Here is a 21,751-nt window from a genome sequence, read left to right as displayed (position 1 = left end):
GATAATTCCAATAAGTAAGAGTCCTGAAGTGTACGTTCTTTAACCTATAAGTTTTGACCGAACACTTATAGTTTCGGGAGCACAGGTTTCTGCCCTACGCAAATGCCTCCATGGATGAGGACTTGTAAACGTCAGAACAGCGCACCCACCTGCTTGAGAGCGGGTTCAAAACAAAGGCGTAAACGACACAATCGGGTCTCTTACTTCATATTTGATGATTAACCCTGCTCTTATGAGTGGGGTTTTTTGTATGGATTTTTTGATGGGACTTTATTATGAATATAGAAATGTGGCGAAATATCGTAGGGAAATTAGCTCTGGCGCGCAAATCGCGAATCACGCTCGCAAAGTGATGATTTCGGCACGAAAGTACCACGTTCCGGCACGAAAAGAAGCCAACTCGGCACGCAAATTTGAAAACTGGCACGTAAATTGCAAATCGAATGCTCGAGCTTCACCGGGGTTAGATAAAATGACTCATTATGGGTAGGTTTATAGAATAGCGTTTAGCATTTTCTAGGGTACCTCACCTATTTAGAAAATATCCACTTCGATTCAACGAAAAAATTTAATTTTTTTTTCAAAAAAGCAAACTTTTCGTGACGAACTAAGGTATGTAGTTTGAAGGAATTAACAGAAGGGGAGCAATCCGATCTATGGAACTTACTGAAAAAAAGCTGATTCAAGATATAGTGGGAGGTGACAAGGCTGCCTTCAAGAAATTGTATGACATCCATTTCAATCAAGGAATGCGAACGGCGATTGCGATTACGCGAGATCGTGAAGTGGCGAAAGATGCCTTGCAAGAAACATTCATTCGTGTGTATCGCAATCTATCTTCCTATGATGAAAATCAACCATTTGGGCCTTGATTTTATCGAATTTTAATCAATGAATGCAACCGATTGTTAAAGAAGGAAGCGAAAATAAAACAATTGGTGCAAGCGCAAAAGACAGAAGTGATTCATTCCGACTATGGGCAAAAAGAGGCGGTCAACATGTCTAAGAAGCTGAACGAAGATCAAATCAAACAAACGATGCTGGAAAATACCGAGTATGACAGTCAGGACAAAGAGGAAATGTGGGATAAAATCGAATCTGAAATTAAGCAATCGGATCGGAAAAACAAAAAACAAGCTTTGAAAAAACGGTACGCCGTTCTTATTACCGCTGCTGCTGCGATATTTTTATTATTTGGAACGGAAACAGGGACCGGTTATGCCCTGATCGATAAGGTGAAGCAGCTATTTGTGCCAGAAAAGAAAGTGCCGCTGTCCATCGAAGGAACGGAGGAAGAAACAGATGTGACACTGAAGGAATCTACTGACTATGTTATTTATGTGGATGAAGAACATTATCGCTATGAAGAAAAAGCAGGTTACGATCTTATCGTCCCTAAAGTGGACTTACCGGAGCGATATCCTGAAGTTTCAATGGAAATCAGACAAATTATAGATAAAAAACCAGATGAAGTGCTCAAAGACGTGCAAGTCGAATTAAAAAAATCTTTCCCAGAATTAAAGAATCCAGAAAAAGTAACGACGCCAATTCAAGGGTGGATGTTGAAAGGAATTGCCGGCGTTGAATGGAATTCACCTGTAACGAAAACGTTTATCGTCAGCAACGGCCAAGCAGGAAGCTTCGTCATTAAACAAACCTACTTTTTAGAAGCGTCAGAAGGGCACGCTGTTCGATTTGATAACATGTTAAAAGAGTTTAAACTTATACCAAAAGAATAAATCTCTTTTGATTGGATTTTAGATAAAAAACAAAAAAATCCGCGAAAAATAGGACGACATATCTAGACATTTTCTTTGCACATTCATATATATATAGAAAGGAACATTCCGAATATTGAATGAAATATGAAATATTAGATTGACGAAGTGTAAATAGTCGATTAAAATTATGTCAATTTGGTAAACAAAGCGTGCCAGGTAATGGATAGGGATTTGCGCAAGGTATTCTGTCGGGTATGAAGGCAGAACTTTATTACGCGGATGTTCCAATTTAAGTATAAACTTTTTTCTTGCGAAGTAGTAAAGCAGGACAAGAGGTATAAACAAAGGGATGACTTTGAGATGAAATTGATAGATTGCGTATTAGCTGACAAACAAGAAGAAATGCTTCATTTTATTGAACAATTGGTGAATATAGATAGTGGTTCACATGTAAAGGCTGGAATCGATACAATCGGTTTAATTATGAAAGGCCATTTTGAGGAAGCCGGATTTGCGGTGGACACGATTTTGCAGGAAGTTCACGGAAATCATTTGGTCATGCAGCATCGAGAAGCGGTTGATCCGAAAATTATTATCGTTGCTCATATGGATACCGTTTTTCCGAAAGGCACAGTAGCAAAACGTCCGTTTCGAATTGAAGGGGATCGTGCCTATGGACCGGGTGTCGTAGATATGAAATCAAGCTTAGTCGAACTATTGTATGCGATTAAGTATATGAAAGAAGTCGGGTATGAAGGTTACAAAAATGTGCAAATCATCTTAAATAGTGATGAAGAAATCGGCTCACCGACGTCTCGCTCGCTCATCATGGAAAAAGCACAAGGGAAAGAATTCGCCTTGATTATGGAGCCGGCAAGGAAGGACGGATCTCTCGTTTCGGCAAGAAGAGGCGGTGGCCACTACACCTTGATTGTAAAAGGAAAAGCGGCACATGCAGGCATCGAGCCAGAAAAAGGGAGAAGTGCGATTGAGGAACTGGCGCATAAAGTGATTCAGCTCCATCACTTAACCGATCACCCAAAAGGCATTAGCGTCAACGTCGGCATGATTGAAGGCGGGTCTGCCTATAACACCGTTTCTTCAAAAGCTGTGGCTCATATTGATATCCGGATTGCGCAAATGGATCAAGCTCAAACATTGCTTGAGAAAATGAAAGAAATTTGTTCATTCACATCTGTTCCAGGCACAAAGATCAAGTTGACCGGTGAAATTGGCCGGCCGCCGATGGAAAAAACGGAACAGACGAAAAGCCTTCTGAAAATCATCCGCAAAGTGGGAGAAGAAATCGGCATTAAGGTGTCTGACACATCAACGGGCGGAGGATCAGACGCATCATTCACAGCAGCAACCGGTGTTGCAACCGTAGATGGACTCGGTCCTGTCGGCGGCAATGCACATAGTGACGAAGAATATCTGGAAATCCCAACCTTAACCGAACGGACTTTATTATTGGCAAAAACCATTCAAAAACTTTCTGAATAAATGTGAGACCCCCGAGATGTTCGGGGGTTTTCACTTTTTTGAAAGATTAAATAATAGGTTATGTTTTTCCTCTAGTCGAAAAAAGAGGCTTTGGCGCGCAAATCTTAAATCTGGCACGCAAAGTATGGATTCCGGCACGTAACGACCCCGTTTCGGCACGCAAATTCGAAATTTGGCGCGCAAAATTAAAAAAGTGGGATTCATGCATGCGCTAAAACCTCAAATATTCCTATATGCCCCATTACACTAACCAACTCCATACCGATAATTATCCCGACCACCCTACTTATCTTTTATTAAAGTTTATGGTATAGTCTGTTTTGGGAATTGTATTTATTAAGATTGTAAAGATGGAGTTGAAACATATGTTACATCAGTTTTCACGTAATGAGTTGGCGTTTGGCCAAGAGGGTTTAGACCTGTTGAAAAATTCAACGGTTGCCGTGCTTGGGGTTGGCGGAGTGGGTTCTTTCGCTTCTGAAGCATTGGCACGTTCAGGTGTAGGCCGTTTGATTCTTGTAGATAAGGACGATGTCGATATTACGAATGTGAATAGACAGTTACATGCACTTCTTTCAACGGTTGGTCAGCAGAAAGTCGAGCTAATGCGTGACCGGATTCAAGATATTAATCCGGATTGCGAAGTGATCGCGATGAAAATGTTCTATACCGAAGAAACGTACGAAGATTTTTTCAATCACGGCATTGATTATGTCATTGATGCTTCTGATACAATCATCTATAAAATCCATCTTATGAAAGAGTGTTTGAAACGAGATATTAAGATCATTTCGTGCATGGGTGCAGCCAATAAAATGGATCCAACGAGATTCAAAATTGTCGATATATCCAAAACACACACAGATCCACTTGCCAAAGTGGTACGTACGCGTTTACGTAAAGAAGGCATTTACAAAGGAATTCCGGTTGTATTTTCTGATGAAACGCCGATTGTCACAAGAGAAGAAGTCAATAAAGTGGTCGGTAAACCAGATGCGAAAATTCGCAAAGCGAAAATGCCGCCATCTTCCAATGCGTTCTGCCCATCTGTTGCAGGATTGATTAGTGCAAGTTGGGTTGTAGGTGAAATTACGAAAGACGTGAAAGTATATCGTGTGGGCGACGTAATTGAATAAAATTGGGGAAAAATGCTGATTTCGATCGGCATTTTTCTATCCCGGTTTAACAAGCTGTAATACCCCCACACCGATTTTTATGTGAAAATCGAGAAAATAAGTGGGGATAACAGCTTGTAAATCCCCGATTGGTGAGATACAGTGAAACTTACCTTTGTGGTTTTCGAAGGTATAGTTGAACCAATCGGGTTCGTAGTGTCGCTTTACCTACGCTGCGCGGAGGTATTAGCGACAATAGAACGGGACTAACCATCAGTAAAAACTCCACTGATGGAAGTTTCACTTTATGCCCACCAAAATATTTTTCGCTAATTTTTTTTGCAAACGAAAATATTGTGATATAAGAGCCTTGCCCTAGAACAAGCTGTTGTTATAAAAAAACACCTATATTACAATAAAATTCTGCAAGGGCTCGCCATATATAGACCTACATACACATCATTCTCCCGTATAAAACCATCTAGACGAACGAATCAGAATCAGTTACACTGTTGTCAAAATATTTATTTAATTTAAAATATTTGATTTTTGTGTAAAAATATGATTTCCAAATGTTTTAACATTATGAAAATCAGGGGGTACACGCATGAAAACGAAAAAGCTAGCGGGACTTTTCCTGTCACTGTCACTAGTAGCGGGTGTATTAGCCGGCTGTAATTCAGACAGTGCCGGGAGCGATACAAGCGAGGAATTATTGATTGGAGCGAACTTAGAATTGACCGGCGGAGTTGCTTCATACGGCCAATCGATTTATGAAGGTGCCAACCTGGCGCTTAAAGAAATCAATAAAAAAGGAATTAACGGGAAACAACTGAAGTTAGTCAAATATGATAACAAATCGGAAGCACAAGAAGCGATGAACGGGGCATTGAAACTGATTAACCAAGATAAGGTTCTTGCCATCATTGGCTCAGCAACAAGCACGAACACACTTGCTCAAGTAGCGCTGGCGAATAAAAACAAAGTTCCGATTATAACAGCAACCGGAACAAGTCCAGAAGTGACGGTGACGAATGGGAAATTGAATGATTATGTATTTAGAACATGTTTTATCGACCCATTCCAAGGAACCGTTGCTGCAAACTTTTCGACGAAAAACCTAGGTGCCAAAACGGCAGCGATTTATATCGACAACTCAAGTGATTATTCAAAAGGGCTTGCGGCTTCATTTAAAGAATCATTCGAAGCAAACGGCGGATCCGTTGTAACTGAAGAAGCCTATTTACAAAAAGATACCGATTTCCGTGCCACTTTAACAAGGATTAAATCGAAAAAACCTGATTTCATTTATATTCCTGGCTATTACGAAGAAGTAGGCTTGATTGTGAAACAAGCACGTGAATCAGGAATTGACGTGCCAATTATGGGCGCTGATGGCTGGGATTCTCCGAAACTATTAGAAATCGCAGGGGAGGATGCTCTGGCAAAGACATTCATCACGAACCATTATTCTTCTGGCGATCCTGACGTGAAAATCCAAAGCTTTGTCGAAGCTTTCCAAAAAGAATACAAAGGCAAAAAGCCGGATGCTTTCGCAGCATTAGGATATGATACGGCCTACTTCCTGGCAGAAGCGATTAAAAATGCTGGCGAAGAAGTAACGAGCGAGAACATTCAAAAAGCTCTTGCTGAAACGAAAAATCTACAATTAGTATCAGGATCTTTTACAATCGATGAAAACCATAACCCGATCAAATCAGCGACCATTTTACGATACGAAAAAGGTGAGCAAGTTTTCGAAACAAAAGTGAATCCTTAAAAAACATGAGGCTGTCCGATCATGAAAGGGTCAGACCCCACATCTTCTATCTATTGTTTATCCCGCATCAACGGGCAGTACCCCCCTCAAGGCTTAGAGGAATCAAAGAAGCCTTGAGGGGGGACTGCTCGTAAATGCCCGATTGGTTCAACTAACCATCAGTGGAAAAATCCCCACTGATGGAAGTTTCACTGTATAGACGTGTCAATCACACAATAAACGGTGTCTAGAGTGTGAGGTCAGACCCTTATTTTCTTCCAGTATTGAAAGGTTTGTACGCTTTCTTAAAAGGGGAGTAAACGATGGAAATTATCCAGCAACTAGTAAATGGAATTTCTCTTGGCAGTATTTATGCACTGATTGCTCTCGGCTATACGATGGTTTATGGCATTGTCAAATTGATCAACTTCGCTCATGGCGATGTATTCATGGTCGGTTCGTTTGTTGGCTTTTATTCGATCACCTTCCTACACTTATCTTTCTTTCCTGCTTTAATCTTGTCAATGGTCGCCTGTGCAGTGTTCGGTGTTCTGATTGAGCGGATTGCCTACAAGCCATTGCGCAATGCGACGAGAATTGCGGCGTTGATTACCGCGATTGGTGTGTCCTTGCTCATAGAAAATGGCATGATCTTTTTTAGAGGCGCCCAACTTGAAGCATATCCCAATGATATTTTACCTACGAATAAAATCGATGTACTTGGTGTTACGGTGGAAAGTAAATCACTGCTCATCCTCGGTGTTTCTGTTGCCCTCATGATCATTTTACAATTTGTTGTTCATAAAACTAAAATCGGCAAAGCGATGCGCGCTGTATCCCATGATGCGGAAGCTGCTAAATTAATGGGCATTAACGTCGATAACACGATCTCAGCCACATTTGCCATCGGCTCTTCGCTAGCTGGAGCGGCGGGCGTTATATTTGGAACGTATTATTATAAAATCGAACCGCTGATGGGTGTGATCCCTGGCTTAAAGGCATTCGTTGCGGCTGTGCTTGGCGGAATCGGCATTATTCCGGGTGCGATGGTCGGTGGATTGCTATTAGGTGTGATCGAATCATTAGTGAGTGCAGCCGGAGGATCGCTTTGGCGGGATGGCGTCGCCTTCATTGTCTTAATTCTTATTCTCATTTTCATGCCACAAGGAATTTTTGGAAAAAACAAACGAGAAAAAGTGTAAGGGAGACAAAGCGATGATCAAACTGAAACAGACAAAAGGTTTTTGGCTCTCCATTCTATTCGCGTTCGTCTTGTTTACCATCGTCCAAGTCGTCATCTCAAGTGCTATGATTAATTTTTATTTCGTTAACATGATCTTAACGATGGGCATCTATATTATTCTTGCAGTAAGTCTGCATTTGATCATTGGCATTACCGGTCAATTTTCCATTGGGCATGCCGGCTTTCTTGCGGTCGGTGCTTATACGTCCGCGGTTTTTACGATGAAACTCGGTCAGCCACTATGGATCGGTCTGATAGCTGGTGGGCTTGCTGCGGCAGTGGCTGGGATGCTGATCGGCATTCCGAGCCTACGGTTAAAAGGAGACTATTTGGCGATTGCCACACTTGGTTTTGGTGAAATCGTTCGGATTACTTTTTTTAATATTGACTATATCGGCGGACCAAGCGGCATGATGGTGTCACAATTAACCACATGGCCATGGGTATTTGGCTGTATGTTACTCACTATTTTAGTCATTCGAAACTTCACAAATTCCACACATGGTCGGGCTTGTATCTCAGTTCGGGAAGATGAAATCGCCGCAGACGCGATGGGCATTAACACGACCTATTATAAAGTCGTCGCTTTTTTAATCGGTTCTTTCTTTGCTGGAGTGGGTGGCGCACTTTGGGCCCATAATTTTTACATTATTCAACCGAGCCAATTCGGATTTTTAAAGTCATTTGATATTTTAATATTCGTCGTTCTTGGCGGATTAGGTAGTATGAGTGGTGCCGTGATTGCCGCCATTTTACTCACACTCGTTTCCATGTTGTTAACGGAATACCCAGAAACAAGAATGATCATCTATAGCTTGATCTTGATTTTCACAATGCTGTATCGCCCGCGGGGATTGCTTGGCACGAAAGAAGTCACATCCTTATTTACGAACCGAAGAAATAAAAAAGGGGGGCCTAAAGATGGAAACAGACACACCGTTGCTTAAAGTCGAACAAGTAGGAATCCGCTTTGGGGGCTTAAAGGCGGTGGCAGATGTGAATATGAAATTATATTCGGGGGAACTTGTCGGCTTAATTGGTCCAAATGGGGCCGGCAAGACGACGTTTTTCAACTTGTTGACAGGTGTATACGTGCCAACCGATGGGCGCATCTTTTTTAAAGGGGAAAACTTACGTAAGCAACCTCCATATAAAATCACGAAAAAAGGCATCAGCCGTACATTTCAAAATATCCGTTTATTCGAAGAACTATCCGTGATTGATAATGTTAAAGTCGCCTATCATTCGCTAGCCAAGCATTCGATTCTAAGCAGTATTTTACGCTTACCGAATCATTTTTCCGGGGAAAAAGAAATGGATGAAAAGGCGTTGGAATTTCTAAAACTATTTAACTTAGATCAATATCGGGACGTTAAAGCGAAAAACCTGCCATACGGACAACAGCGCCGACTTGAAATTGCCCGGGCGCTTGCAACTAACCCAGAATTGTTGTTGCTCGATGAACCGGCTGCTGGAATGAACCCAAAGGAAACAGCACAGCTGATGGAGTTGATTGCCTTCATTCGAGAAAAATTCAATTTAACGGTCTTGTTGATTGAGCATGATATGTCGCTCGTCATGGGGGTTTGTGAACGGATCTATGTGCTCGATCACGGACAGCTCATTGCCCAGGGAACGCCTGAAGAAATCCGCAATCATCCAAAAGTCATCGAGGCGTATCTCGGCGAGGAGGTGTCCTAATGCTAAAGGTTGAAGATATCAATGTGTATTATGGTAATATCCATGCTTTGAAGGGTGTTTCGCTCGAGATCAATGAAGGTGAAATCGTCACACTAATTGGAGCGAATGGAGCAGGAAAAAGCACTTTGCTTAAAACGATTTCCGGCTTATTGAAACCGAAGCAAGGAAAAATCGTCTTTGAAGGGAAACAAATCGCCGGCAAAGCGGCCCAAACGATCGTGAAGCAAGGAATTTCTCATGTTCCGGAAGGACGCCGTGTTTTTGCTAATATGACGGTAGGCGAAAACCTAGAACTCGGGGCCTTTTTACGAAAAGACAAAAAAGGAATCAAACAAGACATGGAAATGGTGTACGATTTATTTCCGAGGCTATTAGAACGATTGAAACAACAAGCCGGTACTTTATCGGGTGGTGAACAACAAATGCTTGCCATGGGCAGAGCTTTAATGGCGAAGCCGCGCTTGCTCTTGCTTGACGAACCATCGATGGGCTTAGCACCATTGCTTGTGAAAACGATCTTTCGCATCATTGAAGAAATTAACGTATCTGGTACAACAGTTCTGTTAGTCGAACAAAATGCGAACCTAGCCCTATCCATCGCCGACCGTGCCTATGTCATGGAAACAGGCCGCATTGTTCTCTCAGGCAATGCCGAAGAACTCACCTCAAGCGAGAAAGTGAAAATGGCCTATCTTGGAGGGAACTAATGGGGAGGTCTGACCCTTTGGGACATCCCCTTTTTGCTTTTTTTACAATAACGAAACGAAAAAGCATCGGCCCCACCTACGCCAATACCACGATAGCCACGCATGCTATCCACCTGAGTTTTAGTATAGGGATATATTGTTAATTTGATATAATGCTTGTATAAAGAAATGTAAAAAAGTGGTGACGATTATTACAAATTTTCTCGCCGTGGCTGAATGATGCGGTGGGCATAGTATAGAGGGGGAACATAGACATTGGGGCGTGAAATTCCCTCTTAGTTTCAATGATTACGAGCCTAAGATCAAATTAGCGAGCGAGATTGGCATCATTACGTGCCGCAATGGAGGGTTTTCGTGCCGGAAATAGTTCTTTTCGAGCGGGAAATAAGATTTGCGAGCCGGAGTTAAATTTAGTGGCTCTTCACTATCCCCCTGGGAATTTATGATTGAAATTTTCCTTTAAATATTAAATGGAGTAAACGCGAAATAGCGCGTGAAATGTTACAATCAGGTTTGGATAGAAAATTAATATTGTCCCTAACTAAACTAAGTGAAGTGGAAGAACTGGCAAAGCGAATACCCAACCTAAAAGCAGACAATTTGTAGATATATGAGGCCCCTTAACACACTAGAAATTTGCAAGTTATGTTAGGAATAGACTTTGCTCAAAAGAGGAAGCATATGCTTACTTTCATAGCTGGGTTATTCGTAGGTTCATTTATTACAATAGTAATTGTGAGTTTGATGTTCGTGGCCAAACGTGGTGACGAACATCTGGATTGAAATATTGATAGGACTTAAGCAGCTGAACCAGTTAAAATGAATCTATTTTTAATTATGTCGCAATTTGCTAGCAGTTTCTTAGTTGTAAAGTTTTTATTGTTTTTATTGTCCTGTAAAACTTGTGTAAACTTTCTTTTGAAATAGGGGAAGTGAAGCATCATTTCGTAAAAGCATAGAAATCATTATGGTATTGTCCACAATATGAAGAACTTTGAAAGCTATTTATATCTTGAGAAAGACAAAATTAATGTAGAACAAGCACCCTTAATGTTCTTCAAAATCCTGTAACCTTTATTTTTATCACCAATTACTACCTTAATTTTAAATTACTTTGGAATAAATCAGTAGCAATATGCTATGAGGCTATGGCGCCTGACCACCGTCCACAAGTAATTAAAATGTAAAGCGATTACGTGAATATTAGTATGACGCTTCTTTGTATAAATTTTGAATCGCTTTTTTTATGGCGATCCTTTTTTGGGAGGCCATACCTGTTGCGAAAAAGTCTTTAAAAGGTGGTTCATCTTGGCATATGGTTGCTACGACTTTAAAGTAACGATCGTTTATCGGGAAAATACGTTGTCTAGTGTGAAGAGTAAGTGAGTATTCGAAAATCTCAAGTTCTATTTCGTCACCATATCTATTTATCAACCGTTTAACTTCGCGAGAGATGTAGTTTTCCATTCGTTTTTTTCCTCCTTTGTCCGAGTTGTTCTATCTCTTATTTTATGTGACGTGGACTTGTAAGCATAGTTAAAGTTTTATAAAGTCGGGGATTGTGTTTTGCGTGCTAGTCCCCGCCCGAATGATCTTGATTTTACAACTTTCACACATTCATCATTTTCGGATCGTACATAAACTAAAATGGTCTAGCGAAAAATCATTCATTGAAAGGACAGGATATAGATCAACGTTTCTGTAGGCCGTTTTTTTCCATGTGATGAATATGGGAGTGGGCCAGCCACATATCCTCTTTTTTTCGGTGGGATTTACAAGGAAACCAGATCATCTTAGTTTTTGCTACTATGGCAATAGGGATTCGATATTTGTCACCAAGAATAGATTTAGCTCCTTCGATAGCCCCGTCAAGACTTGAACCAAAATACTTGAGCGTTTCATCGATAATTTCCGTCGTCCGCTTACGAACTAGAAATGTTTTAACACCCTCTATTACTCTCGTATTTTCATTTCCATATGTATCAAATTCACTCATTAAACAAACCGTTTCTTCGATTATTCTATACTCACTTATCATTATCCATTCCCACGCAATCACCACATGGTACTATTGTCTTATTGTATATAATAATTGTAAATTTGTTTGATTTATCCTTCATTATTTTGTCCACGTGAATATTTTTGGGCTGAGCCTGTAGTATTGCGGTCTTGGGATTGCTCTTTTTTGTACGTGTACTTTGGAATAAAAAGAAATAAAATGGTAAAATGGATTTTAATATAAGCATAAGTTTGGAGTTGTAGGCTGAACCTAAAGAGAAAACCAACTATCATTACATTCAGTCAAGAAGATAAGCAAAATTTCCATAATTGGGCTTTAGGACCGTGTGAGTCATTTAAGGGGATAAAGAAAGTTAGAGATGCCATGCGTTTAGCCTAAAGGAATCATGTCGCATTTGTTTTTACGAAGAATACGAATTAATAATCCTTAGAAATAAGAATAGGGCAGTCTTCCGTACTGACTATTCAACGTTGTGGATCTATTAACATAAATGCATAGAATTGTATTCGTTTTCCGTTTCTGTCATCACTTGAAATTTGTCGAGAGATTAAAAGACAAAGAGTCCGATCCGATTGGCTCTCTGTCTTTTTGCGTTGGAAGGCTTAGTCCTAAGGGGAGAACGATTTACAACTTATCTTGACTACCTATTAAAGCAACGGCTTTTATTACATCAGAAACCAAATGCGTCCTAATGATTAAGTAAAGAAGGAAATGATTTTAGAGTACTTTAAAGGATGGTTGAAAGTAAAAGAGGGGAAATTTTGTATAATGAATTATGTATGAGAATTTATAAAAATCAGACATTGAATCCAATATGATCTCTAAAGAACGAACATCAATTAGACTCAACAACCCTTTCATCCGCAATGAAAGCGTTTTATAATAAATAACAAGGAGGAGGCAATCAACAATGTTTGACTATCGATCTACACAGCTTCTTGAGGAGCTCCTCTCTTATCCAGAGAAAAATGTGCCAGAGCTAAGACGTAAACTGCAATTATCAAACAGACAGTTTCATTATGATTTAAAGAAAATGAATGATGGTTTACTGGAATTAGGTTTATCGAGCGTCGAACTTGATGGAATGAATCTTAACGTACCAGATACATTGCTTAAGGCGATCCCGTTCGATGTCATTTCTGATAAGCAGGTTGTGTATTCAGAGGAACAGCGGATGTATCTTATCTACCTTTATACGTTTATTCGGCAAGAGCCTGTGTCCAATTTACATTATCAGCTCGTTCTTAATGTAAGCCGTAATACAGCATTAAATGATATTAAGAAGGTGCGTAAGCTTTGTGAAGAGGAAGAAATTGATCTGCTTTACTCGAGAGCAGATGGGTATCATTTATGGGGATTAGAAGAAAACAAGCGAAGACTCGCAGCGATTGCCATTAATCGAATATTACCCTTTCCTTTTGCTGAGAAAGCCTTACAAAACTTATTTGCTGAATGGAAGGTAAGCTTCAACTATGAAACTATTCGCGAGTTGTTGGAACAAACAGCGGAGGAAAATCAAGTTCATTACGTCACCGATCGGTTAGACGAACTCGCTTATTTTCTAGCTTTTATCCAAGTGAGGCAGCGACGGCAAACCATCCTCTATACAGAGGAACAGTCAGCAATCATTGTCGCACATCCACTTTATAGGGTGGGGGAATCACTAGCAAATGAACTGTTTCATCAGCCGATTCAAGAGGAGGCTACGTTTGTCACGATTCAGCTTCTTGCCGCTTTTCAAGGTTCGATGAAGGGGATGTTTAATCCTTTTCTTGAAAAAATGGCGTTTGAATTAATCGAAAACGTAGAGAGACAAACTTTTGTTGAAATTCCAAATAAAGTGGAATTACAACGTACGCTCTATCAGCATCTTGTTCCAGCCTACTTTCGGATTCAGTTTCGTGTACCGATTTCAAACCCTTTGATTGAGAAAATCCAATCACAGCATGCAGAGTTATATGCCATTGTAAAAGAAGCACTGCAACCACTGGAAGCCAAAACCAAACAGAAGATTTCTGCGGAAGAGATCGGCTTTTTCACCATCCATTTTGGTAGCCAGGTAAAGCTCGCAAAACCAAAAGAATATAAAGCGATTCTTGTGTGCTTGAATGGAGTCAGTTCATCGCTCATGATGCGAACACAGCTGTCTCAGCTTTTTCCGAAATTGAGCTTCACGCAGAACTATTCGATTGATGAATTCATGCGTGTGGATCCGGCAAGCTACGATGTCGTTTTCTCGACGGTTCCGCTTGCTTGTTCAAAGCCTGTACACGTTATTCCACCTTTGCTTACAGCCGTTGAGAAAAATCAACTCATTCAAGCGGTGGGTCGTCACATACCAGATCTTGTTGTATGGAATGTTTCAATGGAAGACATTATGACAACGATCCATCGTTATGCCGATGTAAAAGATGAAAAAGCTCTATACGAAGTACTTTTTTCAAAATTATGGTCCAATACATCATCTGAAAGGAGCTATCAGCCAATGCTCTCGGAACTATTAACAGAAAACATGATGCAGTTTACGAATGATTCCCTAAACTGGGAAGAAGCGATTCGGCTCAGCGCAAGCCCACTTGCAAACAATGGGCACATAGAAGATAGCTATGTAGAAGCGATGGTTCAAAAAGTAAAAGAAAATGGGACATATATTTATATTGGAAAGGGGATTGCGATTCCACATGCCAGACCTGAAGATGGTGTGAATCAAGTAGGCATGTCTCTTTTAAGAGTCAATCATCCAGTCTATTTACTAGATAATGAGAATTACCCTGTTGAACTCTTTATCTGTTTAGCTGCGATTGACAGCCAAACACATTTAAAGGCACTATCGCAGCTTACAACCTTGCTTTCGAATAATGAAGCGATTGAAAAGTTAAAAGCGATGCAAAATCCGGAAGAATTATATGCATTTATAAAAAATGAGGAGGTAGCAATATGAAAATTTTAGCGGTTTGTGGATCAGGTTTAGGGACAAGTTTTATGGTGGAAATGAATATTCAGCAAATTCTAGGTGAACTGGGTGTGAAGGATGTTGAAGTGAGTCACTCTGATTTAAGCTCAGCAACACCAGGCGATGCAGACGTGTTTTTTTTGGCTAAAGATATCGCAGAGGGTGGCAGTCACCTTGGTAATGTGATTGTCTTAGAAAGCATTATTGATATGGATGAATTAAGAGAAAAAGTGACAGCTGTCATGAAAGAAAGACAAAAAATTTAAGTAGATATGAGGAGGAAGTTTCATGAATGGGTTCCTTAACGTAATCGTTGATATTTTAAGTCAGCCGGCTATTTTAGTCGCGCTGATCGCACTTATTGGATTACTTGCACAACGTAAAAACATTCCAGATACATTGAAAGGAACAACGAAAACATTTGTCGGCTTTCTCGTCATTTCCGCCGGAGCAGGGATCTTGTCAGGATCTCTTGCTCCCTTTGGCGAAATGTTTCAACAAGCCTTTCATGTAAGCGGTGTCGTACCGAATAATGAGGCCATTGTTGCGTTAGCACTGAATGAATATGGCTCCAGTACAGCTCTCATCATGTTCTTCGGAATGGTGTTTAATGTGGTAATCGCTCGTATTACGCCTTTTAAATATATCTTTTTAACGGGTCATCATACACTTTATTTTGCTTGTATGCTTGCGGTTATTTTCTCAGTAGCTGGCTTCACCTCATTTGGGCTCATTTTAGTTGCCGGTCTCGCGCTTGGCATTATCATGACCCTTTCTCCAGCTATCGTTCAACCGTTTATCCGTAAAGTAACGGGGAATAACAATGTGGCACTTGGCCATTTCAGTGCGGTTGGCTATGCAGCTAGTGGGATTGTTGGCAAGCTTGTAAAAGGAAAAAACTCTCGTTCTACTGAGAATATTAATTTTCCAAAAGGGCTTGGCTTTCTGCGTGATTCAACAGTAAGTATTGCACTTACCATGACGGTGATTTATTTAATTGTCGCCCTTGTTGCAGGACCTACTTATATCGAAGCAAATTTGAGTAATGGAACGAATTACCTTGTTTTTTCCTTGATTCAAGCTGGTACATTCGCAGCTGGTGTATTCGTCATCTTAGCTGGTGTACGTCTTGTCTTAGCAGAAATTGTCCCTGCATTTAAAGGAATCTCACAGAAACTTGTTCCGAATGCCAAACCAGCCCTTGATGTTCCAATCATTTACACGTATGCACCGAATGCTGTACTGATCGGATTTTTCTCAAGCTTCTTTGGTGGAATTGTTAGTTTGCTCATTATGTCACTTTCCGGAACCGTTATGATTCTTCCAGGTGTTGTGCCACATTTCTTTACGGGGGCAGCGGCAGGCGTTATTGGAAATGCTACTGGAGGCTTGCGTGGATCAATCGTCGGCTCTTTCGTTAATGGACTGATCATCAGTTTCCTGCCACTTTTCCTATTGCCAGTATTAGGGGACCTTGGATTTGCCAACTCAACCTTCTCTGATGCGGATTTCGCAGTCTCAGGAATTTTCTTTGGTACACTTGCAAATTATGTTGGTAAAACTGGCATTGTTGTCGGTCTACTTGCGATCCTAGCTATTATGTTTGCTTTCAACTTTAAACGTACAAAAACAGATGCAGCTAATCAGGAATCTATACAGGAGGCGAAATAATATGCAAGCAATACAAACAGATTTACAAGTTTACGCCAATCAAATCCGATATTATACGCTGAAAGAACTACAAGAGTTGGGCTTCGGTCATTATGGAGGCAGTCTTTCTATTGTGGAAGTACTTGCTGTTCTATACGGTAAACATATAAATATTGAGCCAAATGATGCCAAAAATCCAGATCGTGATTACTTCGTGCTTTCAAAAGGGCACGGGGGTCCGGCACTCTATGCGACTCTGTTTCTGAAAAAATTCATCTCAGAAGAAACGCTTTATTCGCTTAATCAAAACGGTACGACTTTACCTTCTCATCCAGATCGTAACTTAACTCCTGGTGTTGAAATGACGACGGGTTCACTTGGTCAAGGGATTTCAGCAGCAACAGGTATTGCTTTTGGCAACAAGCTTGATGGCCGCGCGAATTACACTTATGCCATTGTAGGGGACGGAGAATTGAATGAAGGTCAATGTTGGGAAGCTTTCCAATTCGCTGCTCACCATCAACTAGAAAATCTTGTCGTCTTTATTGATGACAATAAAAAACAGCTTGATGGTCTAACGATTGATATTATGAATCCATTTGATTTTGTTGAGAAAATGAAAGCTTTTGGATTTGCTGCAGAGCGAGTGGACGGATCGAATGTAGAAGAAATCGATGCTGCGGTTGAGAGAGCGAAGCAACGTACAGGCAAGCCAACTGCTATTATTCTAGATACGACGAAAGGACAAGGTGTTCCGTACTTAGAACAAAAGGCGGACAATCACCATATCCGACCTAGTGCAGAAGACAATAACGCTATAAATAAGGCTCTAGAAGAACTAGAAAAAGCACTTGAAGGAGGCCTAAGCTCATGACATTTTCATCTGTCCTCGACCAAAAAGAAATGCGTCAAACATATGCTGATACGATTCGTGAATTAGCCAAGGAAGATGATCGTGTCATCGCGCTTGAAGCGGACTTAAGTTCAGCCATGTCTACAAGCAGACTAGAGTCTGAGCTTCCAGGTCAATACGTGAATGTTGGCATTATGGAAGCCAACATGATGGGATTAGCTGCCGGACTTTCTGTTGTAGGTCGCAAACCTTTTATTCACTCTTTTGGCCAGTTTGTTACTAGACGTGCTTTTGATCAACTATTTGTTTCTCTCGGATATGCCAAGCTTAACGCCGTGATCGTTGGATCTGATGCAGGTGTGACTGCAGAACATAATGGCGGCACACATATGACGTTTGAAGATATTGGCCTAGTTCGAGAAATTCCAAACGCTCATGTCTATGAAGCTAGCGATTCACATCAACTCAAGTATTTACTGAAAAAGGCTTATAAAGAAGGCGGTCTTCATTACATCCGCACGATTCGGAAGCAATCGGTCAACCTGTATGATGAAAACGAAACCTTTGAAAAAGCCAAAGTGCTGCGTACCGGTAAAGACGTAACCATTGTTGCATCGGGAATTATGGTAGGTGAAAGTTTAAAAGCAGCTGCCAAGCTTGCTCAAATCGGTATTGATGCAACGGTGATTGACATGTTTTCCATAAAACCTTTAGACATCGAGACACTCATCGAGGCTGCCAAAAAAACAGGGGCTGTCGTCACGGCAGAGAATCACAATGTAAACGGTGGACTCGGCAGCGCTGTGGCTGAGGCGCTTTCTGAACATTACCCAGTTCCTCTTTACCGTGTTGGTGTTCGTGAACGCTTTGGTCAAGTAGGAAAAACGGAATATTTGAAAACGGTGTATGGATTGGATGCACAAACGATTGTAAGGGAAGTTGGGAGAGTGATTGAGAGAAAATAGATATGAGAAGCAGGGGATGGTTCTCCTGCTTCTTAAGTTTTGTGATATCAATCCCTTTATTTTTCATAATTTGCTACAAACAATAGTGAAAAGACAAAATATGAAAAAATAAAAGAATAATCCTCGAAATTTGGTATAATAGAGCTATGAAGAACTATTACCACATTTTGAGGGTTTTCTTATACAAGTTACACTCCATCATCTAGAATAGCTTAGAGTAGACAGATGCCCTATCGATGCTTTCTGTCTTTTTGGTTTGTTCGATATGGCAGAGATAGATATTCATCAGCATGTTCCTTATAACCCTTAAATACTATTGTATTATTTTTAGTTTTCTGACTGATTAATATGAGAATAAGTTTCTGATTATATGTATAATTATTTTTGTCATATAATTTACTATATTAGTCAATTGGAGGAAGATAAAGTGTATATAAAAGTAGATTCATTAGCCTTGTTTAATCAATTTAATAAAATTTGGATAGAGTGTTGGCTCGAAAAAGGATATGGGTTGGAAATGGAAGATGGTCCAGCCGATCGATACTTAATCACAGATTCAAAAGATCAAAAAGTAGGAACGATAGCATTTAAGCCATATCTGTTAGAGTCGAATCATAATATTAACACGGTATATCCCTTTCATCAGATTGAATCGATAAAAAATAATCCTGAATCGGTGATAGAAATTGATAAGGTTGCCATCTTAAAACAATTTAGAGGAAAGAACCTAGAAAGGCTATTATCGGTGTTTGTTCACTATTCGGAACAACATGAAATTAGTTATTGTGTTGCCTTACTTGAGAGGGTTTTTTACAAGGCACTAAGAACGATCTATAAGGTTCCAGTGGAGTCTGTTGGTGAACAAATCTATTATAAAGGGGATTATGTGATCCCTACTATTATTTACCCCGAAGAAATGTATCAACATAAGGAAAAGTATCCTTGGTTACGAACTAGTAATCAAGGTGATCAAAAAAAGAACTATATATTAAGGTAATGCAAAGCCAGAATGGAGAAACAAATGGACAGTCTTAAAACCCGGAAATTGGCTTATACTTTCATCGCGCTTTTTATTCTTTCTAACTTTCTTTGGAATATCATTTTTCAAAACAATCCGCCCGTATTAGATTGGGGTGCAGTGACGTTTCAAATCATTGCTTGTCTTACATCCATTGGATGGCTTATTTATACTTTTTTTAAGACTTCAAAAAGTTTTTGGTTATTTCTTGGATTGGGGATTCTGAGTTATCTAATTGGAACGTTGATTTGGAGTTATAATGCATTTATTCTGAACCTTGATGGAGCTTCCAATACGATTTCTGAGAATTTTTGGATTTTGCAAAATGGCTTCTATTTTATCGCACTCCTGATTATTTTGAATAAAATAAAAAGCCATTTGCTAACCATACGACTCTTTCTCGATTTGTTAATCGTTATGACGGCAGCCACTACTTTTAGTTGGATCTTTTTAATCAATCCATTGATCCATCAACATACCAATATGATGTTAAATATCTCGGAGTTACTTTATCCCATTTTAGATTTAGGTGTATTCGTAGGGGTTTTAAGCGTTTTTTTCGCATCAGGTAGCATTTTCTCAAAAATGACAAGATTCCTTCTCGTTTCTGGTTTTTTAACTCAGATTATTGCCGATAGTATTTTTATCTATTTGAAAGTGATGAATACATACTCTGTAGGAAGCATCAATGAACCGTTATGGATTCTATCCATCCTCTTAATAGGTTTAGCTGGAATCTATTATGTTCCCACTTCAAAGAAAGAGACGATAATCAATCAAAAAAGAAAAAATAAAAGTCATTTTTTAAAAATTATTACGCCTTACTTGGGTGTTCTTATACTTTCTATTTATTTTATTTCCTTATTGTACAAAACGTATCCCGTTGTACTGGGTCTGTTTTTAACGATCTTATTAGCTATTTTAAGACAAATCCTAACTTTGTTAGAAAATGATAAATTAGTGAACGATTTAAATCAATTAAATGAAGACCTTGAAGGAAAGGTAAAGGAAAGAACGGATAAACTAGTAGAAACGCTAAATTCAATGGAATATATCGCTTTACATGACGTCGTTACTGGGTTACCTAATCGTAGATTTATGGAGAAAAGACTTTCACAAGCGATCAGCAATTCGGATAAGTTACAACAGAAAATGGCATTTATGATGCTTGACTTGGACCGCTTTAAACAAATTAATGATAGTCTTGGCCATTCCTATGGTGATCTTTTATTAAAAGAAGTAGGGAGTAGATTAATCAATTGTCTAAATCAAGATCAATTTGTTTGTCGACTAGGCGGGGATGAATTTGCATTATTAATCGAAAATACAAATATGGATGAGATAGAAGCCATCACAGGATCTCTATTAGCTACCTTAAGAGAAACCTATTATATTAAAGATGTTGAACTTAATGTTACTCCAAGTATTGGGGTATCTATTTTTCCTGATCATGGGAATGACTTAGATGCTCTAATGATGGCAGCAGATACGGCCATGTACAAAGTAAAGGCAAAAGGAAAAAATGATTGTCAAGTTTACAATGGTTCAATGAGCATGGAATCGACGATAAAGTTAGAAACTTCATTAAGGAAGGGTCTAGAGCGGGACGAATTTATCTTATACTACCAGCCGCAAATCTCCCTGTTCAATCAAGAAATTGTTGGTGCAGAAGCTTTGATACGTTGGGAAAGACCTGGCTATGGACTGGTACCTCCATCAGATTTTATTCCAATTGCCGAAGAAATCGGGCTAATCTTGCCAATCGGAGAAAGAGTTTTATGGAAGGCTTGTGAGCAGTCCGCTTATTGGAGTAAAACAGGGTTTACTGAATTAAGAATTGCCGTGAATATCTCTTCCTTACAATTTCAGCAAAATAGCTTTATCGAAATGGTATCAAAGATTATCAAAGAAACCGGAGCCAATCCAAATCAAATCGAGTTGGAAATTACCGAAAGTATCGCGATGGGTCCAATTGAACAAACAATAGCTAAATTACACTTGTTAAAACAAATGGGCTTTAAAATAGCCATTGATGATTTCGGAACAGGCTATTCATCGCTCCATTATTTAAGCCAATTTCAAATTGACCGCCTAAAAATAGACCGTTCCTTCATTTCTGCTTTAGAGAATAGCGAAAAAGATGCAGCCATTGTGAAATTGATTGTCCTGATGGCGAAAAGTTTGAACTTCCAAGTGATTGCTGAAGGTGTAGAGAATAACAATCAAAAATTATTTCTAGAAGAAATACAATGCGATGAGTTTCAAGGATACTTGTTCAGCCGCCCTGTATGTGTGGAGGATTTTGAGAGATTACTGAAACAAGGGTAAGCAAGGGGACGGTTCTCCTGCTTCTTTTCAGCCCACGTGATAGGCACGCCGCTGATAAAGGTATGAAAGAATTAGGTGTTAAAGAGAAGAACCTTTATAAATTGTTTGTAGAATAAGAAAGAGATTTACAAAGTATCCATATATATAGAAGAAACACGTAAAAAAAGGAAACAGCCTGAGCCATTTTAAAATAGGTTCAGGCTATTTTATATAAC

The 21,751-nt window shown here is 39.7% G+C and carries 18 protein-coding genes and 1 other RNA gene; 17 read left to right on the top strand and 2 right to left on the bottom strand.

Annotated elements, in window-relative coordinates; genetic code table 11:
• The first annotated feature begins 17 nt into the window (after positions 1 to 17).
• The 10 genes from ssrS to AC1MGI_RS19395 all read left to right on the top strand — a co-directional run bounded on the left by ssrS (position 18) and on the right by AC1MGI_RS19395 (position 9,749).
• Positions 18 to 202: non-coding RNA, 6S RNA (gene ssrS / locus AC1MGI_RS19440), on the top strand.
• Positions 203 to 656: 454 nt separating this feature from the next.
• Positions 657 to 872, top strand: a complete 216-nt coding sequence (locus tag AC1MGI_RS19435; RefSeq protein WP_480347144.1) for an RNA polymerase sigma factor — start codon at positions 657 to 659, stop codon at positions 870 to 872.
• 126 nt (positions 873 to 998) lie between these two features.
• Entirely contained in the window at positions 999 to 1,739 is a 741-nt protein-coding gene (locus AC1MGI_RS19430; RefSeq protein WP_480347142.1) for a hypothetical protein, read from the top strand.
• Positions 1,740 to 2,081: 342 nt separating this feature from the next.
• Entirely contained in the window at positions 2,082 to 3,224 is a 1,143-nt protein-coding gene (locus AC1MGI_RS19425) for a M20 family metallopeptidase (protein ID WP_480347140.1), read from the top strand.
• A 365-nt stretch (positions 3,225 to 3,589) separates the two neighbouring features.
• Complete coding sequence (locus AC1MGI_RS19420) at positions 3,590 to 4,360, top strand: tRNA threonylcarbamoyladenosine dehydratase (protein WP_480347138.1); 771 nt, start codon at positions 3,590 to 3,592, stop codon at positions 4,358 to 4,360.
• A 586-nt stretch (positions 4,361 to 4,946) separates the two neighbouring features.
• The gene (locus tag AC1MGI_RS19415; RefSeq protein WP_480347136.1) at positions 4,947 to 6,119 is read left to right on the top strand and encodes an ABC transporter substrate-binding protein; all 1,173 of its coding nucleotides are present in this window, start codon (positions 4,947 to 4,949) and stop codon (positions 6,117 to 6,119) included.
• A 302-nt stretch (positions 6,120 to 6,421) separates the two neighbouring features.
• Positions 6,422 to 7,300: a branched-chain amino acid ABC transporter permease gene (locus tag AC1MGI_RS19410; protein ID WP_480347135.1), complete on the top strand. Its 879-nt coding sequence runs from the start codon at positions 6,422 to 6,424 to the stop codon at positions 7,298 to 7,300.
• A 13-nt stretch (positions 7,301 to 7,313) separates the two neighbouring features.
• Positions 7,314 to 8,288, top strand: coding sequence for a branched-chain amino acid ABC transporter permease (locus AC1MGI_RS19405; RefSeq protein WP_480347133.1), 975 nt, complete (start codon positions 7,314 to 7,316; stop codon positions 8,286 to 8,288).
• A complete protein-coding gene (locus tag AC1MGI_RS19400) occupies positions 8,263 to 9,042 on the top strand; it encodes an ABC transporter ATP-binding protein (RefSeq protein WP_480347132.1) in 780 nt (259 codons plus the stop codon). The genes AC1MGI_RS19405 and AC1MGI_RS19400 overlap by 26 nt, the downstream gene beginning before the upstream one ends.
• Positions 9,042 to 9,749 carry an ABC transporter ATP-binding protein gene (locus AC1MGI_RS19395; protein WP_480347130.1) on the top strand — a complete coding sequence of 236 codons (708 nt, stop codon included), beginning with the start codon at positions 9,042 to 9,044 and terminating at the stop codon, positions 9,747 to 9,749. Before AC1MGI_RS19400 ends, AC1MGI_RS19395 begins: the two co-directional genes overlap by 1 nt.
• A gap of 1,203 nt (positions 9,750 to 10,952) precedes the next feature.
• Here the strand turns inward: AC1MGI_RS19395 and AC1MGI_RS19390 are convergent.
• Entirely contained in the window at positions 10,953 to 11,216 is a 264-nt protein-coding gene (locus tag AC1MGI_RS19390; protein WP_480347128.1) for a hypothetical protein, read from the bottom strand.
• A gap of 223 nt (positions 11,217 to 11,439) precedes the next feature.
• Complete coding sequence (locus AC1MGI_RS19385) at positions 11,440 to 11,787, bottom strand: competence protein ComK (protein WP_480347127.1); 348 nt, start codon at positions 11,785 to 11,787, stop codon at positions 11,440 to 11,442.
• Between the two features lie 892 nt (positions 11,788 to 12,679).
• Between AC1MGI_RS19385 and AC1MGI_RS19380 the strand changes: the two genes are divergently transcribed.
• From AC1MGI_RS19380 to AC1MGI_RS19350, 7 genes are all read left to right on the top strand, one after another.
• Entirely contained in the window at positions 12,680 to 14,710 is a 2,031-nt protein-coding gene (locus AC1MGI_RS19380; protein WP_480347126.1) for a BglG family transcription antiterminator, read from the top strand.
• Positions 14,707 to 14,988, top strand: coding sequence for a PTS sugar transporter subunit IIB (locus tag AC1MGI_RS19375; protein WP_454212293.1), 282 nt, complete (start codon positions 14,707 to 14,709; stop codon positions 14,986 to 14,988). The genes AC1MGI_RS19380 and AC1MGI_RS19375 overlap by 4 nt, the downstream gene beginning before the upstream one ends.
• Positions 14,989 to 15,010: 22 nt before the next feature.
• Entirely contained in the window at positions 15,011 to 16,393 is a 1,383-nt protein-coding gene (locus AC1MGI_RS19370) for a PTS ascorbate transporter subunit IIC (RefSeq protein WP_480347125.1), read from the top strand.
• Between the two features lies 1 nt (position 16,394).
• Positions 16,395 to 17,246 (top strand): transketolase, encoded by an 852-nt coding sequence (locus AC1MGI_RS19365; RefSeq protein ID WP_480347124.1) that lies wholly within the window; start codon positions 16,395 to 16,397, stop codon positions 17,244 to 17,246.
• Complete coding sequence (locus AC1MGI_RS19360) at positions 17,243 to 18,190, top strand: transketolase family protein (protein ID WP_480347123.1); 948 nt, start codon at positions 17,243 to 17,245, stop codon at positions 18,188 to 18,190. Before AC1MGI_RS19365 ends, AC1MGI_RS19360 begins: the two co-directional genes overlap by 4 nt.
• A 427-nt stretch (positions 18,191 to 18,617) precedes the next feature.
• Complete coding sequence (locus AC1MGI_RS19355) at positions 18,618 to 19,187, top strand: hypothetical protein (protein WP_480347122.1); 570 nt, start codon at positions 18,618 to 18,620, stop codon at positions 19,185 to 19,187.
• 24 nt (positions 19,188 to 19,211) lie between these two features.
• Positions 19,212 to 21,536 carry a putative bifunctional diguanylate cyclase/phosphodiesterase gene (locus AC1MGI_RS19350; protein ID WP_480347121.1) on the top strand — a complete coding sequence of 775 codons (2,325 nt, stop codon included), beginning with the start codon at positions 19,212 to 19,214 and terminating at the stop codon, positions 21,534 to 21,536.
• Positions 21,537 to 21,751: the final 215 nt, after the last annotated feature.

The organism is Peribacillus sp. BM1 (genome assembly GCF_056679975.1).
This window is presented reverse-complemented; position numbering and strand designations above follow the sequence as displayed.

Excerpts from the sequence above, each read along its gene's own strand:
- AC1MGI_RS19410 (WP_480347135.1), top strand. The coding sequence starts at position 6,422 with ATGGAAATTATCCAGCAACTAGTAAATGGAATTTCTCTTGGCAGTATT.
- AC1MGI_RS19385 (WP_480347127.1), bottom strand. The coding sequence starts at position 11,787 with ATGATAAGTGAGTATAGAATAATCGAAGAAACGGTTTGTTTAATGAGT.
- AC1MGI_RS19375 (WP_454212293.1), top strand. The coding sequence starts at position 14,707 with ATGAAAATTTTAGCGGTTTGTGGATCAGGTTTAGGGACAAGTTTTATG.
- AC1MGI_RS19420 (WP_480347138.1), top strand. The coding sequence starts at position 3,590 with ATGTTACATCAGTTTTCACGTAATGAGTTGGCGTTTGGCCAAGAGGGT.
- AC1MGI_RS19425 (WP_480347140.1), top strand. The coding sequence starts at position 2,082 with ATGAAATTGATAGATTGCGTATTAGCTGACAAACAAGAAGAAATGCTT.
- AC1MGI_RS19435 (WP_480347144.1), top strand. The coding sequence starts at position 657 with ATGGAACTTACTGAAAAAAAGCTGATTCAAGATATAGTGGGAGGTGAC.
- AC1MGI_RS19405 (WP_480347133.1), top strand. The coding sequence starts at position 7,314 with ATGATCAAACTGAAACAGACAAAAGGTTTTTGGCTCTCCATTCTATTC.
- AC1MGI_RS19395 (WP_480347130.1), top strand. The coding sequence starts at position 9,042 with ATGCTAAAGGTTGAAGATATCAATGTGTATTATGGTAATATCCATGCT.
- AC1MGI_RS19430 (WP_480347142.1), top strand. The coding sequence starts at position 999 with ATGTCTAAGAAGCTGAACGAAGATCAAATCAAACAAACGATGCTGGAA.
- AC1MGI_RS19365 (WP_480347124.1), top strand. The coding sequence starts at position 16,395 with ATGCAAGCAATACAAACAGATTTACAAGTTTACGCCAATCAAATCCGA.
- AC1MGI_RS19380 (WP_480347126.1), top strand. The coding sequence starts at position 12,680 with ATGTTTGACTATCGATCTACACAGCTTCTTGAGGAGCTCCTCTCTTAT.
- AC1MGI_RS19400 (WP_480347132.1), top strand. The coding sequence starts at position 8,263 with ATGGAAACAGACACACCGTTGCTTAAAGTCGAACAAGTAGGAATCCGC.
- AC1MGI_RS19350 (WP_480347121.1), top strand. The coding sequence starts at position 19,212 with ATGGACAGTCTTAAAACCCGGAAATTGGCTTATACTTTCATCGCGCTT.
- AC1MGI_RS19360 (WP_480347123.1), top strand. The coding sequence starts at position 17,243 with ATGACATTTTCATCTGTCCTCGACCAAAAAGAAATGCGTCAAACATAT.
- AC1MGI_RS19415 (WP_480347136.1), top strand. The coding sequence starts at position 4,947 with ATGAAAACGAAAAAGCTAGCGGGACTTTTCCTGTCACTGTCACTAGTA.
- AC1MGI_RS19390 (WP_480347128.1), bottom strand. The coding sequence starts at position 11,216 with ATGGAAAACTACATCTCTCGCGAAGTTAAACGGTTGATAAATAGATAT.
- AC1MGI_RS19370 (WP_480347125.1), top strand. The coding sequence starts at position 15,011 with ATGAATGGGTTCCTTAACGTAATCGTTGATATTTTAAGTCAGCCGGCT.